Genomic DNA, 15,203 nt, shown 5'->3' with positions numbered 1-15,203 from the left:
CTAAGTGCTGGGCTTGCTCGTCAGATTTAAATTGGTATCGCCGCAGCCGCACCTCAGCGCTTCTTTTGCCCCTCGGGATGGTGTGACGTGAAACATCCCCTTGCATACCGGGCAGGAGTATTGCTCAACCAAGGCCTTATAGGCGGCCGCAACCGGCATGAAGTCCGCCTTAGAGAGGTCAGCCCAAGGGTTGTAGTGGACGGCGGCATTAAGCTGCCACTGGTCGGCATTGGCCGACTGATGGGCGGCAGCGAATACGGCTTCGCGCTGCACGACTGTGTCGATGATGTCTTTCTGGCTCCATGAATTGGCTGCGGCCTTGGCCTTTTTCAAACCTTCGCCCATGGCGGATAGGGCGCCTGGTAGCAGATCCCCCAGCATGAACTGCCCGTCGCCACGGTATTCGACCCTGCCCCGCAGACGGTGGCTGGCCTCGCCGGCGAAATATTCGAGGTAGCGACGAAGCGTGCCGGACGCGCCGGACACATTGTTGTCCGCCAGTTGCGCGTCGATCTCGTCCCAGACGGTGTCGTGCGTCCATTCGGTCGGCCCGGTGTCCACGCTCCAAGTCTTGAAATGGGCGACATTCTTATCGGTGATGATGCCTTCCGACCGCATGTGCCGGAGCCAGACGTCGTCGTGGGTCGTGAAGATGAACTGGGTTTTCGGGAAGCTGGCCTTCAGAAGGGCGCAGACCTCCCGTCGATGCCCCTTGTCCACCGACATCAGCACATCGTCGAGAACGGCGATCGTGAAGCCGTCGCCCAGCAGATGGCTCATCAGCGCCAGATAGAGGCACAGACCCATTCCGTCCTGATGGCCTTCGCTGTGATAGGCACCGGGCGGGAACTGGCCGCGCCCATAGAAGTCGACATCGAAGCCCAGTTTGCCCAAGGACGGGATCAGCTTGGCCGTGAAGGCGCTTTCGTCGTCCTTGTTGAGTTCGCGGTAGAATTCGGAGAACCGGTCCTGGACCTGGGTGTAAATCGCCTCCAGCGCCTTGGTCGTCTCCGCGTTGAAGACGGCGTGGACCCGAGCCGCCTTCGTCGACTTTTCCTTGCCCACCGCATGGGCCTGGCGCGCGGCCCGAAGCTGGATCAGCCGTTCCTCGGCGATGGTGAGGAACTGACGCGCGGCGTCTTGGGCCGTCGGCTCAGGCAAGGCGTTGATGGCGTCGCCCAGCGCGTCGAGTGTCGGCGTCAGAGTCGCCACCTCATAGGTGACGGCGAGGACGGCTCTTGTGTCCTCAAGCGGCACGAGCGCCTGCAGTTGCTGGTAGCGCCCCACCAAGACCTGCTTAAAATCGGCCAAAGGTTTGCTGTCCACGGGCGGCTGCAACTGCGCGCCATAGGGGATGATGGTTGCGAGGCTAGTCCCGGCTGCATGGATGGCGGTCAGGAGAGGCTCCATATCCTTGGTCAGGGTCGCCCGCTGGTCGGCGACATCCTTCAGATGCGCCAGCTTCTCCTTCAGATGCGAGACGAACGCGTCGGGCCCATATGGCGTGTCGCACGTCGGGCACTGCTCGCCATCATAGAGGTCGAGGGCGTTCCTCAGCAGCGCTTCGCGCTTGACGCCGGCTGCGGCGGCCGGATCGGCCGCCAGCGCTTCTAGCCTGGGGATCAGCCCGGCCGCCGTTGCGACGAACGGATCGACGGCCAATGCCGCCAAGGCCGCCTTGGCGGCGGTGAGGTCGCTGGCCGCTTGGGCCTTTGGCAACGGTTGCGACGTAGCGCCAGAACCAGTGGTGGCGAGACCGTCGGTCAGGGGCGTCGCCGGTGTCAGATCGGTGAAGGGCGCCAGTCCAAGCGCTTGGCGATGCGGATTCACAACCTCCAGTACGGCCGCCTTCGTCAACTGCGTGACGCCCAGCGCCGTTGTCAGTTGTTTGGTCGCCTCGGTCTCGGCGCGCTCCAGCGGCGCCAACGCGTTGCGGCAGGCATTGTCGATCTTCTGGAGCACGCCCCGGAGTTTGCCCACATCACTCAGTCGCAAAAGCGCCTGGACTTCAGTGGCCCGGTCGCCCGGCTCTGAAATTACGTAGCGGATCAGTTCGCGCCGGGAGAGAACGAACTCGGGGTGACGCTTCGCCGTCTCCAAGGCCGCCAGCACGTCGGCGTCGGCTGGCGTTACTGTTGGCGCGTTCACCCCCTTCACCGTCCGGCGGATGACGGCCTTCTTACCCCCGAGGCTTGGTATCGAGACGGTCAGTTCGACCCAGGCTTCGCCGGGCTTGTCCCGAAAGTCGACGTGGGGACCATGCTTGGCGACGGACAGGTCGCCGGTGCCCTTTCCTGACAGGCGCGAAATCTTGCCCGTCAGGCCGAACTCAATGGCGTCGACGATGCCGCTCTTGCCGGTCCCATTGGGTCCGCAGGCCGCGAAATTGGTTCCGTTCGGCTTCAACTCGAGGTCTCGGATTCCCCGAAACTCGTGGATCGTGATGGCGTCGATCTTGATCATGAGGCGTCCGGAAACATCACGGTTCGGATCGCTGGTTCGGCGAACACACCGTCGTCCAGAACCAGTTTCCTCAGGTCGGCGGCCAAGTCAGCGAGATCGTCTTCCTTGGCCAAAGCGTCGAAGAAGGACCCGAGAACGGAGGAGGTCACGGTCGGCAACACTGGAGATTCGGCGTCAGCGCCGTCCTGTTGATCCATGGGTCACCCACCTTTCGAACAACTCTTAAGAACGTGCCGGCTAGCCTGCTTTGACGAGATGGCCTTCAATAGTCTCGACGAAAGCAAGTTCAGCGGGGTCAAGCTGACCATCCGCGTCCACGATGCGCCGCAGCGAACGCCTAAGGAGACGGCCGTCTTCCGATCTTACGCGTGACAGCGACCGGAAGAAGCTAGCGTGATCGGGCGTCAGAAGAGAGAGGCGTCCCCGCAACAGGGTCTCATCCAAGGCACCGTCTTCGTAGCGGTCGAACACGTGAACCAGAAGCTGGTCCTGTTCATCGGGGTCAAACCTACCGTCGGCAGCGCCGACAACGGTCAAAATCGTCAGATCATCGGAGCACAGGCGGAAGGCCCTGTCCTCGTGGCTCTCGGCGACCATCAGCAGCGGATGGTTGAGGAAGAAGGCGACCGGATCGCGGTAAACCTCTCCGGTCGAAACGTCGAACACCTCTACAACCCGGTCCAGGGAGAACCGACGCGCACGCTGTCGAAGGTGACAGAAACACAGCAGCATCGGACCCGAGCGACCCGTCTCGACCTTCCGGACGGTGACGATCCGCTGCGACACGTTGCCGGCTGTGTCCTCATAGACCAGGTGAAAGACGATCGGCGCTGTATCCGCCGCGTCGTCCGCGTCCGCCATCTCGACGCTGTCCTCGGCTTGGGCAGTAGACGTCTTCCCGCCCACATCCAAGAACCGCGCTGCGGCGGCCTGCGCGCCGAGCGCGGCCTTCACGGCCACAAAGTGATCCAACCCCAGCCAGCTCATGCCGCAGCCTTTCGCACGATCAGGTCGCCTTTGGCCGTTACGGCCCCGCTCGCCTCCAAACGACCGATCCCCGCATGGAGAACCTCGCGTAGCTGTGCGCTGGTCGCGGCGAAGCCGAACGCGCGTGATGCCGCCTGCAAGAGGTCATCACGACCGGCCCCGAAGTTGGCGTCGACGATGGTCAGCAGCGTGTGATCGATCTCGTCGGGCGGCAGCGCCTCTGGCTTTCGGAGAGTCAGCGACCCGACCAGGGAGCGGTCCCTGGTGACCACCGCCTGCTCCGGCGTCGAATAGAATGGGCCACCAACGATCAGGCCATGCTGCGCCGCCGCCTTGGCCGCCCGCTCCACAGCCGCGCGAATTCGCGAGCCCGCGCGACCGAGACCCCAAAGGATGCGAATGCGGGCGGTGATCTCGTCCAGATGGACCGGCCCCTCGGCCTCGACGACCTTCACGACGTAGGCCGCCATCTGGGCCATGGGCGTCAGGTGAGGTTCGACGGACCGGTTGACCGGGAAGTCCGCTTCCACATAGCGGTTGCCGTCAGACGCAAAGGCGGAGCCGGCTTCCATCACGGCCGTAACGACATCGAGGTCGTCGCCGACCCGTTCGGCCTCGAACGACACCGGCACGGCCCGGGCGGGCTTGTAGCCGTCCTCGTCGCGCGCGGCCCACTCCGCTCTGGCCGCCGCGACGGCGTCCTCAATCTTCTTCAATTCGGCCTGCGGGCGAAGATACCAATCGGCGCTCCAGACCCGATGTATGATCCAGCCATGGGCTTCCAGCACCTGCTGTCGAAGCCTGTCGCGGTCCCGGGCGGACCGTGACGAATGGAACTGTGCGCCGTCGCACTCGATGCCGAGGGTGAACCGGCCGGGCTTGGCGGGGTCGGAGATAGCCAGATCGACGCGGAAGCCCGAGGCGCCGATCTGGCGCTTCACGTCGTAGCCCAAGGCCTGGAGCCGCTCGCAGACTTGGATTTCGAACTCGCTGTCGAAATCCTCGCCGGTGACTTCGCCCAAGCCGAAATTGCCGGTCTCGGCGAAGGTCAGGAACAGCTTCAAGGCGGTGACGCCTCTGGCCCTGGACCGTTCGAGATCGATGTCGGCGCCCGTGAAGTTGCAGAAGACTTCGCACCGCAGCTTGGCTCGCGAAATCAGAACGTTCAGCCGCCGCTCGCCGCCTTCACCGCTGAGGGGGCCGAAGGCGTGGGCGAGATACCCCGTCTCGGTCTTGCCGTAGCCAACCGAAATGAAGATGACGTCGCGCTCGTCGCCCTGGATGTTCTCCAGGTTCTTGACGAAGAACGGCTCGTTCGAAGCCGCGCTGAAGAAGTCTTCGACGTCGGGATGGGCTCGGCGCAGCAGTTCCAGTTCCTTCAGAACCGCCTGACGCTGCGCCACCGAGAACGTCGCGACACCCAGGGTCTGATCGGGGCTGGTCCGGGCGTGATGGATCACAGCCTCTGCGATCGCCTTGGCTTCCTTGGGGTTGGTTCGCGTGCCGCCCCGGTCGTAGGCGGTGTCCTTCATCAGGTTGAACTTCAAACCCATGCCGGCGACGGCGTCGTAGGGACTGGGCACGATGAACAGCTTGTTCTCGTAGAACTCCCGGTTCGAGACCGCGATCAACGACTGGTGCTTCGAGCGGTAGTGCCAACTCAGCATGCGGTGGGGCAGACCCTTCGCCAGGCAGAGTTCGAGAATGCTCTCGGCGTCCTTGGCCTGAATGGTGATGCCGTCGTCGGTCTCTTCAGGGTCGTCTTCGCCGGTCAGCTTCTTGAAGAAGGCAGTTGGCGGTAGCTGACGCTCGTCGCCGACGACAACAATCTGGTTGACGCGGGCGATGGCGCCCAGCGAGTCCACCGGCTCGATCTGGCTGGCTTCGTCCATGACCAGAAGGTCGAACTGCGTGCCCCCGGGTTTCAGGAATTGGGCGACGGACAGCGGGCTCATCATGAAGACTGGCTTCAATTGCTGGATCGCCGGCCCGGCCTTTTCGAGAAGGACGCGGATAGGCAGATGGCTCCGCTTCTTGGCCATTTCGGCGTTCAGAATGCCGAGCGGTCCAATGCCGCTGGCTCCACGCGGGCGACCGTCCGCATGAGCCGCGACGATCTGCTCCTGGGCCAGACCGATGCGGGCCTTGTCGAGTTGCCGAAACAGGGCGACCTGGTTGTTGTGGCCGTCGCCGTCGAAGGCCCGCAATTCTGGCCACGCCGTGAACAGGGTGACGCGCAGAACCTCGGCGTAGGCACGCTCGAAAGCGGGGCCGAGCGTCTTGTGATCCAAGCTGCCTTCATGAAGGCCATCAACCAAGGCTCCCGCGCCCAGTTCCGACAGGGCCCTGGCCCGCGAGGCGAATGCGATGAAGCGGCTGAGGCCCTCCAGGTCGGCGAGCCATTCTTCCAGACGGGCGTCGAGAGCATCAAGCGGGATCGCCGGCACAGCGGAGACGCCGAAGGCTCGCTTCAGGTCGAGATCGAGTTCAGCGACCACGGCGTCGAGCCGTGCTTCGAAATCCGGCAAGGCCTTGGCGAGACCGGACCGCGCGTTCTCGATCAGCGCCGTGTCGCCGGTCTCGGACAGGCGTGACCAGACGGTCGGCGGCAAGTCGCCGTGGGAGCGGCGCCAGGCGAGGATGGCTTCAAGTTGATCCCAGTCGGATCGTTCGCTTTTCCAGGATGCCCCGAATGCGGAGCCGGCAGGTTCGGCGGCGACGAAGGCGGCCTTGGCGGCCTGGGCGGTGATCATCCTGTCGACCAGGGCCACACGTTCCGGCGGCGTCTTCGGTAGCGGGTCCATCACATATGAACGAAGCAGTGCGATCTGGGCGCGATAGTCGCCATCCAGGAATCGAAACACGTTCGACCCCTTGGTCACGATCGCCGCGCGAACTGGTCCATAGTCGGCGGTCCGGCCCGCTGCGTTGAAGGCCGCTTCGGCGCCTGTCCAAGCATCAACATAGCCGCGACCGGCTTCGATCAGGCGTTGAAGGTCGTCGAGATCACTCCACGCTGCCGAGGTCAGTGCGGACCGGTCGAGGCCGGTCGGAAGCGGCGTCAACGACAGGAAGGCCAGCGATCGGTGCAATTCGGCGCCGGTCTTTGGCGAGGCGGCGCCGAGCGCGTCCGTTGCCACGCGCGCGTGCCGCTCGGCGTCGGCCTTCGCGGCGGCCAATGCCTGGATACGGTCACCCAGCGCCTGACGCTCGACCGGATCAAGAGCGTCACGGCGGACGCCGCGCCACACGTTGACCGGCACAGGCCCCAGCGCCCTCGATCGCTCGGCGACATCGACGATCACGGAACGTCGCGTAGCAACGGCTTCGCGGTCCCATTGATCGGCGTCGGGAAGCAGGTACCCCGAGGGGGCGGTCGATTCCTGCGATCGCGCCAGAAGGCCCAGGATCGCTTGCGGCGTCAGGCCGCTGGGCTTCAGCGGCTCATGCAGGCGTTTGGCGAAGGTATTGAGAAAGCCGCTGGTCTCACCCAGCTTTTCGATGACGCTCAGGTCGCCGCGCGTCGGCCGGTGCTGGGCGTCACGGGTGCGCTTCAGTTCTTCCAGAACCGTTCGCTTGTTAACCTTGTTCGAGTGCAGTTCCAGCGTCAGGGGGCCGAGTCCGACCTGACGCAGACGCCGGTGGACGACATCCAGCGCCGCCATCTTTTCGGCGACGAACAGGACCTTCTTTCCGCGCGCGACGGCGGCGGCGATGATGTTGGTGATCGTCTGGGACTTGCCGGTGCCGGGCGGCCCCTTGACCACCAGCGACCGCCCGCCGGCGGCCTCCGCGATGACGACCGTCTGGGAACTGTCAGCGTCGACGACGTGATGGAGTTCGATTGGCCGAATGACGTCATCGATGGCGTCATGCTCGCCGACGAGAGGATCGCTTTCTGGAAAGCCGTCGCGCAACAGGGCCCCGATCATCTCGCGCGTGTCGATGCCCGCTTCCTTGGGCCAGTTGTCGGGATCGAGGTCCCGATACATCAGGAACTTCGAGAAGGAGAAGAACCCCAGCACCATGGAGTCGGGCAGCACCTCCCACCGCTTGTTGTTGGAGATGGTTTCGGCGACCCGGGCGCAATAGCCCGCCAGATCGACCTCGTCCTCGTCCTTGAAGTCCTCGATGGTCAGCGCGAACTCGGCCTTCATCTTGGCTTGCAGCGTCAGGTTCGGCGATGGCGGTTCGTCGCGCCAGCGCAGCTTGAACTTGTCGGCGGCACTGGTGCGTTCCAGCTTCACGGGCAGCAGAACCAGCGGGGCATGCCGCGCAACGTCAGACGTGTCGCTGTCGAACCAGCGCAGCAGGCCGATCGCCAGATAAAGGATGTTGACCCCCTGTTCCTGCTCCAAGGTCTGGGCGTCGTACCAGACGTCGAAGAGCCGCTTCTGGAGGCCCTCGGACGTCAGGCGTGTCTGTAGTCGGGTGTCGGCATGTCTGGACGCCACACCTCGCTGATCAACAGCGTCATCACCCGGCTGGGGAATGCCGCCGGTGATGTCGTCGTCTGGTTCGAGTTCGGCGCGGTCGGCCTCGCTCAACTGGACGCCCGGGACGAAGCTGAGCGCCTTGTTCGAGGTCAGGAGCCTGAAGACCTCGACAGCCTTTTCATCGACGATTTCGATGGCTCGGTTGTTCTTCGTCCGAAGAGGCGTGTTCAGCAGGCGGTTGCGGGTGGAAAGGTCAAGAAGGGCGTTGCGCTCCTTGAGCAGTCGGTCGCGAATCGAGACGCCATCCACGCCGTCAGCCATGCCCATGCCCCCAAGAGTTGTAGCGAACAAACCTTACCGTTATTCCCGAGCACTACGCGAGTCCGACATTCACCGCGTCAACACAGCGCACTATCCAATACCGGATGCCAACACCGCTCATTTTATATGCCGCCTGTGTGATTGGCGCTGACAGAAAGTGTGCACGTAAGCGGTTCAGATTGGACACCCACCTCCAGCTTTGTTGACACTCTACAAGACCACCTACCGACCGCGAGACAGTTCGATCGACACTCCGCAGTTCGCGCCGCACCGCATCGGAACGTAGACACGCACCGGAGGGGGCGCGGTGGGGAGCGGCACCGAAGATCCAGCCCGCCGTCTGGGCCCCTTGAGCCAGCCATCGCTTTCCGAGGAGGCCTGACGCTGTCCCGAGGCGGTCCGTTAGCTAGCGGACCGCCTCGGCACTGCTTAATCCCTCAATCCCTCCACGCTGGACAGCAGCTGGATTACCTAGCGATCAAGGTCGGTGAAGAGCGCTGGCACGTCGACTTGGCAAATCCGGACCACCTCGGCACTCCATGCTTCCTGAGCACGGCGAATGTCCGGTTCGTAGTCGTGGACGTCGTACAAGGTGTCCATGCCGGACTTCTGATGGTGGTTGATCACGAGTTCGGCCACATCGCGGCTGTAGCCCAGTTTGTGGACGATCTGGGTCCGACCATATCGACGGCAGTCGTAGACGTTGATGTCATCGTCTTCGAGCACCTTCTCTTCGAGCAACCGCTTGCGCAGAACGAACCAGTAGTTGCCCATGGAAGTTTCCAGCATATGCCCGTCAGCGCCGCGCCTCTGCTTCGGGAAAAGCCATTCGCTATCCGATCGAGCCATGGCGATCGAAATCAGTTTGCACGCCAGGTCCGAGAGAGGGACGAAATAGTCGGTGCCAGTTTTCGTGTCGGTCGGGCGCCAGGTCCGGGTGGTCAGGTTGATTTCGGATCGACGGGCCCGAGCGATGTCAACGGGCCGCTGTATTGTGGTGATATAGATCAGGAGCGCGAGCGGAGCGACCGAGTGAGGGCTTCGATAAACCCCCTCGACCAATTGATCCCACATCAAGCGAAAGCGGGGATCGTCCATCCGACCACGACGCTTGACCGGCGTGTCCTCTGCACACTTGAAGGCGGCAGGGTTGCGTGTCGTCAACTCTTTCGCGAGGGCGTACTTGTACACGCGCTTGATCGCCTTATGGCAGCCCACGGAGGTTGTGCGTCCATCGTCGGCGGCGGCATGGCCGCGCCGAATAACACCTAACTCGATGTCCTCCAGAGCCTCCTCGATCATCGACTGATTGATCTTGTCTACATCGATGGAGCCGATCAGCGGGTAGATGAGGCGCTGAAGCAGATCGACTTCGGCAAGCTTGCGAGTTTTGCCCTTCGCTTCACGCACCTTCAGCTTCCGGGCGAGGTATGCGTCTGCGACACCTTTGAAGGTGGTGTCGACCTTCTCCGCCTTGGCAGCCGCCCGGCTGGCGCGGCGCGCCTCGACGGGATCGACTCCGTTCAGCAACCAAGCCGACATATGCTCCTTACAGGCCCCGCGCGCCGCGTCAGCAGACAGGTAATCAGCCGAGCCTATGGCGAAGTCCCCATCGTTGCCGTTGGCCTTCGTGTACCGCATCACGTAGCTGGGCGAGCCGGTGGCGCTGAACTGCAAGAACAATGGGGAATATTCAGCGTCCCAGTAGCGGCGGGAGCGCTTTTCAGCGGGCAGCTTCAGCAGGGAGTCGACGAATTTATTCGTCAACCTGACTTTCTTCGTTGAACTGTCAGACATCATCGTTGGCCTTCTCATGGTTAAAAACCACAGAGGCGGCGCAAGTCTGGAACCACCGCTCAAGCCAGCCCGGGTGGTCATAATTGACCCCAGGCTGTCCCAATTGGTCTGCACGGCAACCCAGCGCTAAAGCGCTGAAATCTGTGCCGAAATGGCTAAAGCCATTGAAGTTTCGTGTCTTTTTGATACGCCCTAGTATTTGCCAGAACAGCAGTACCTTCTCCCGCAAGGGGAGAAGGGCTCTTTCATCCTACTTACCGAACAGCTTGGCCCAGCGGCGCTTGTCGCGGGTCTTCCAGCCTGCGCGGTGCCAGGCGTCCGAGGCGATCAGGGGCACCACGGTCGTGGCCTCGGCGAAGACCATCTGTTCGTGCGTCGTCTGGACCTTACCCCATGACGCGGCTTCTTTCAGCGTCGAGGAAGAGCAGGCCCCGTCGCGCACGTCGGCGACCGTGATTTGGACCGCATAGCGGTGCATCTCGGCCTCGACGCCGAGGATCTCGGCGCAGACCACCGTGTCCTGGGCGAAATTCTTGGGTACGCCGCCGCCGACCATGAACAGGCCGGTGACGCCCGCCGCGATCTTGATGTCGGTCAGCTCGCGGAAGTCGGCGACCGCGTCGATCATCAGGTAGGGCTGCTTGGCCGCGATCCGCTCCTTCTGGTGCTTGACCAGACCAAAGCCCGCCGAAGAATCCACGAACGCCGGGCAGAAAATCGGCACGCCTTCTTCATAGGCGGTCTGGATCAGAGAGCCGGGCTTCTTGGCGTTGCCCTCGCTCAGCCACTTGCCCATTTCCCAGATGAACTCGCGGCTGGAATAGGCGCGCGGCTCCAGCCGATTGCAGATCTCCAGGATGGTGTGATCGCAGTTCTGGAGCTCTTCCTCGTCGATATAGGTGTCGTAGATCCGGTCGATGTAGTTTTCGCGCAGGACGTTGTCGTCCACCTCGCCGGCCGCCTGATAGTGTTTGAAGCCCAGGGCCTCGAAGAAATCCATGTCGACGATCGAGGCGCCCGTGGCGACCACGGCGTCGATCATGCCGAACTTCACCATGTCGCGGTAAACGTCCATGCAGCCGCCGGCCGAGGTCGAGCCGGCCAGGACCAGCCAGGGCGAGCACTCCGCGTCCTCGATGGCCATGGAAAAGATGTCGGCGGCGCGGGCCGTGTCGCGGCTCGAGAACGACATCTTGCGCATGGAGTCGATGATCGGACGCGCGTCGAAGGACGTGATGTCGATATGCTCGACCACGTTCTGGAGCAGCTGGGCCTTGGTGTTGGAGGGGGCGGGAGCGTTCATTTCACGGATATCCCTTGGATTGAGCGCCCGTCGTGAAGAGACCGCGAACCGGGACGGAGCGACCGACCCGCGGACAGGCTTTCAGCGACCGAGCAGCCCCGGAGGATGCCCGCTTATTCGCTGCCTTCGCGCTCGACAACCAGAATGCGCGCCTCGCCCACCGGATGGGCGACGTGGGCGTCCCCGGCCTCGGCGAAACAGGCGTCGCCGGCGTTGAGGCGTTCGATCATTTCGACCCCGTCCTTGCGCCAGTGCATGTCCACCGCCCCCGTCAGGACGATGAAGGTCTCAGGCCCGTCGTTGACGTGCCAGCGATAGGGCTGATCGGTCCAGTGCAGGCGAACGGTGGCGCCGTCGACCTTGCCGACATCCAACGCTCCCCAGGCCCGGTCCGCGCGAAACGTGGTCAGGCCGCCGATGAACTTCATGGGCTAGCGGCGAGCCTTCTTGCGTTGGCCGGCCTTGCCCTTGGGACGCGACAGACGAACCACCTTGCGTGCGGCCTCTTCCGCCGTGGTGCGCACGGTGGGGATGGAGCGCGGGGCCAGTCCGTACAGCGAGGCCATCGGGGCGTCCTCGACCGCAGCGAGATCGTGCTCGCCATAGCCGTTAAAGCCCGTCGACATGGCCACGCCGTAAGCGCCCAGCATGCCGATCTCGATGAAGTCGCCTTCACGGATGTCGGCCGGCAGCCAGAACGGACCGGGCATGTGGTCGATGGAATCGCAGGTCGGGCCGTAGAACTGGAACGGCTTCATATCGCCCGAGCTTTCCGCGTCGCGGACCAGCTTGGTCGGGAAGGGCCAGCGCGAGTGGGTCGCGTCGAACAGCGAGCCATAGGAGCCGTCGTTCAGATACAGGGCGTCGCCCTTGCGCAGCTCGACCTTGCACAGGACCGAGGACGACTCGGCGACCAGCGCACGGCCGGGCTCGCACCACAGCTCGGTCGTTTCCGAAACGGGCATCTCGTTGAAGCCGCGATGGATGGCGTCGGCGTATTCGCTCATGTCCGGCGGGACCATGCCCGGATAGACCGAGGGGAAGCCGCCGCCGACATCGACGATATCCACGATCACGCCGGCACGGCTGATCGAACGCCCGACCTGGGCCATGGCGGCCTGGTAGGCGGTCGGACGCATGCATTGCGAACCGACGTGGAAGCTGACGCCCATCAGGCCGTCGACCACCGCCTGGCGCGTGGCCAGCAACAGGGCCGGAGCCTGGTCCGGCGAGACGCCGAACTTGCCCGACAGGGTATAGGCCGCGCCCTCGGCCGAGACGGCCATGCGCACGATCAGGTTCAGATCCTGAGCCCCGCCCGTGGCGTCGAGGATCTTCTGCAACTCGTCTTCGCAGTCGAGCGAGAAGGTCCGCACGCCATGGTCGAAGTAGGCGCGGGTGATCGCATTCCGGCTCTTGACCGGATGCATGAAGGCCAGGCGCGCGTCGGCGGACACCGAACGCACCAGCTCGATCTCGGCCAGAGACGCGACGTCGAAGCCGTTCACGCCCGAGGCGACGAGAGTTTCGATGACCCAGCGTGAAGGGTTCGCCTTCACAGCGTAGAAGACATCAGCCTTTAGATTGTCCTGGAACCAGCGCGCCGCTACGGATACTGCCGCCGGCCGCACGAGTGCGACAGGACGTTCAGGGGACCGCTCGCGGACCAGGTCCAGGGGGAAATGATACGTGCGCAATTCACGTAAACCCCTGTAATTGTTAAACCCAGACCGGCGTTAGCAGCGCAACGTTAGACCTACGGGGTCCGCCGGAAGCAGCGCATTTAGGGTCACGCCGCTGTCATGTAAAGCGGTTTTTTCGCGGCAGGCGCTGGCTTTGGCTGCGTTTCCTCCGGGTTCTGAACGCTATTGCCTGCGGGTGTGGCCTGGCGATGCGCCGCACTGGACGCCGTTGCGCCACGCGTGCCATTAAGCGTTATCGCCGTCTCTCCCGTATCGACCCCCTATTCTGGGCCGTATCGCCAATTCTCCAGCGAATCCCAACGCGCTTCCCCGCGAGACCATGAGTTCATCCGCAGTCGTCGATGCGTCCGTGCCCATCGGCGCATCTCCCTCCCCATCCGGCGCCGCCCTTCTGGTCGCGCGCGAGGTGTCCAAGACATTCGGAACCCGCAAGGCGCTGGACTGTGTCTCGGTCACCGTCGCCGCCGGAGAGATGGTCGCCCTGATCGGCCCCTCGGGCTCGGGCAAGTCCACCCTGCTGCGCGCCATCACCGGCCTGGCCCCCATCGATGCGGGCGCAGGCGTGATCGAGGTCTTTGGCGACACGGTCCAGGCCAATGGCCGGGTGACCGGGGCGGTGCGCCGTGCGCGCGGCCGGCTGGGCATGATCTTCCAGCAGTTCAACCTGGTCGGGCGGCTGTCGCTGTTCACCAACGTCATGCTGGGCGCCCTGGGTCGTCTGCCGGCCTGGCGTGGGATGCTGGGTTTGTGGCCGGCTCAGGACAAGGCCCTGGCCATGGCCGCCCTGCACCGCGTGGGCGTCAGCGACTATGCCGCCCAGCGCTCGAACACCCTGTCCGGCGGTCAACAGCAGCGCGGCGCCATCGCCCGCGCCATCGTCCAGGGCGCCAGCGGCATCCTGGCCGACGAGCCGGTCGCCTCGCTGGACCCCGTCTCCGCCCGCAAGGTGATGGAGCAGCTGGTCGAACTGAACCAGCGCGACGGGCTCAGCGTCATCGTCACCCTGCACCAGGTCGACTACGCCATCCGCTATTGCGACCGGGTCATCGCCCTGAAGTCCGGCAGGATCGTCTATGACGGCCCGACCACCGGCCTGGACCACAAGACCCTGATCGACATCTACGGGCCCGAGTTCGAGGACGCCTTCTGGGAAACCAAGGCGTGACCCAGACCGGCCTGACGCGGCGGCTCGGCGCCGGCGTCCTGGTCGCCGCTGCGCTCGGCCTGACAGCGCTGGGCGTAGTCGCTTGCCGCCAGCCCCAGGGCCTGCGTCCTCAGGGCGGCGGCGACATCGCCTTCGCCATCCTGTCGGCACAGGGACAGGCCTCGGCCGCCCCCTTGTGGAGCCCTCTGCTGGAGGACCTGTCGGCGGCGGTCGGCCGGCCCGTCACGCCGCGCTTCACGACCGACTACGCCTCCTTGCTGGACGATTTGAAACAGGGGCGGGCCCAGGCCGCCTGGCTGTCGGCCCGCCCGGCGGTCGAGGCCCTGGACGCAGGCGGGGTCGAGATGATCGCCCGCACCGTCAGCGGCGAGGGCGAGACCAGCTACCGCTCCACCCTGATCGTGCGACGCGGATCCGGCGTGACGCTGGACGACGTCCTGGCCTGTGGGCGGACCTTGAGCTTCGGCTCGGGCGATGCGCAGTCCACCTCGGCCACCCTGGCCCCGGCCGCCTTCCTGTTCAATCCGCGGGACATCCGGCCCCAGACCTGTTTCAAGTCCGTGCGCGCCGCCAATCACGAGACCAACGCCTATGAGGTCGCCTCCGGCATCCTCGATGTGGCTGCGTCCAACACCGCCACCTATGCCGCGATAGCGCGGCAAAACCCCACCATAGCCGCCGAGATCGAGACGATCTGGCAGTCGCCGCCTATTCCGGAGGGTGGCGTCGTCGTGCGTGAGGATCTGGATCCCGCGGTGAAGGAAAAGCTGCGCGGTCTGCTGCTGAGCTATGGTCGCGGCGACGGCGTGGTCGCCGAACGTCAGCGCCGGGTTCTGGCCGGGCTCAACTATTCGCGCTTCATCGCCGCCGATGACGACTATCTGAACCCGGTGCGCGAACTGATCGCCGACCAGGCCCTGACCGCCGCCCGAGCCTCTGGCGACCGCGCGGCGGCGACCCGGGCGGAGCGGACGCTGGAGCGCCTGCGCGCCAGCCGCGAGGTCCAGCCATGATCCCCTCGAATCCGC

At 64.3% G+C, this 15,203-nt stretch carries 10 protein-coding genes; 2 read left to right on the top strand and 8 right to left on the bottom strand.

Translation table 11 applies throughout. From position 1 onward, the window contains the following. The 8 genes from ACO05L_RS14805 to ACO05L_RS14770 form a co-directional block, all read right to left on the bottom strand. Entirely contained in the window at positions 1-2,463 is a 2,463-nt protein-coding gene (locus tag ACO05L_RS14805; RefSeq protein ID WP_421729931.1) for an ATP-binding protein, read from the bottom strand. After that, complete coding sequence (locus ACO05L_RS14800; RefSeq protein WP_421729930.1) at positions 2,460-2,660, bottom strand: hypothetical protein; 201 nt, start codon at positions 2,658-2,660, stop codon at positions 2,460-2,462. The genes ACO05L_RS14805 and ACO05L_RS14800 overlap by 4 nt, the downstream gene beginning before the upstream one ends. A 40-nt stretch (positions 2,661-2,700) precedes the next feature. After that, a complete protein-coding gene (locus ACO05L_RS14795; protein ID WP_421729929.1) occupies positions 2,701-3,450 on the bottom strand; it encodes a TerB family tellurite resistance protein in 750 nt (249 codons plus the stop codon). Then, positions 3,447-8,207 (bottom strand): DUF3320 domain-containing protein, encoded by a 4,761-nt coding sequence (locus ACO05L_RS14790; protein ID WP_421729928.1) that lies wholly within the window; start codon positions 8,205-8,207, stop codon positions 3,447-3,449. The genes ACO05L_RS14795 and ACO05L_RS14790 overlap by 4 nt, the downstream gene beginning before the upstream one ends. Before the next feature lie 471 nt (positions 8,208-8,678). Next, a complete protein-coding gene (locus tag ACO05L_RS14785) occupies positions 8,679-9,974 on the bottom strand; it encodes a tyrosine-type recombinase/integrase (protein WP_421729927.1) in 1,296 nt (431 codons plus the stop codon). A gap of 280 nt (positions 9,975-10,254) precedes the next feature. Next, positions 10,255-11,307: a 1,9-bis(guanidino)-5-aza-nonane synthase gene (locus ACO05L_RS14780; RefSeq protein ID WP_421729926.1), complete on the bottom strand. Its 1,053-nt coding sequence runs from the start codon at positions 11,305-11,307 to the stop codon at positions 10,255-10,257. Positions 11,308-11,420: 113 nt separating this feature from the next. Continuing rightward, entirely contained in the window at positions 11,421-11,735 is a 315-nt protein-coding gene (locus ACO05L_RS14775; protein WP_421729925.1) for a cupin, read from the bottom strand. Between the two features lie 3 nt (positions 11,736-11,738). After that, on the bottom strand, positions 11,739-13,004 hold the full coding sequence (locus ACO05L_RS14770; RefSeq protein ID WP_421729924.1) for a type III PLP-dependent enzyme: 1,266 nt from the start codon (positions 13,002-13,004) through the stop codon (positions 11,739-11,741). A gap of 325 nt (positions 13,005-13,329) precedes the next feature. Between ACO05L_RS14770 and phnC the strand changes: the two genes are divergently transcribed. After that, positions 13,330-14,175, top strand: a complete 846-nt coding sequence (gene phnC, locus ACO05L_RS14765) for a phosphonate ABC transporter ATP-binding protein (protein WP_421729923.1) — start codon at positions 13,330-13,332, stop codon at positions 14,173-14,175. Then, complete coding sequence (gene phnD / locus ACO05L_RS14760; RefSeq protein ID WP_421729922.1) at positions 14,172-15,188, top strand: phosphate/phosphite/phosphonate ABC transporter substrate-binding protein; 1,017 nt, start codon at positions 14,172-14,174, stop codon at positions 15,186-15,188. Before phnC ends, phnD begins: the two co-directional genes overlap by 4 nt. Positions 15,189-15,203: the final 15 nt, after the last annotated feature.

It is taken from the genome of Brevundimonas sp. (assembly GCF_965227765.1).
In the GTDB taxonomy this organism is placed as follows: domain Bacteria; phylum Pseudomonadota; class Alphaproteobacteria; order Caulobacterales; family Caulobacteraceae; genus Brevundimonas.
This window is presented reverse-complemented; position numbering and strand designations above follow the sequence as displayed.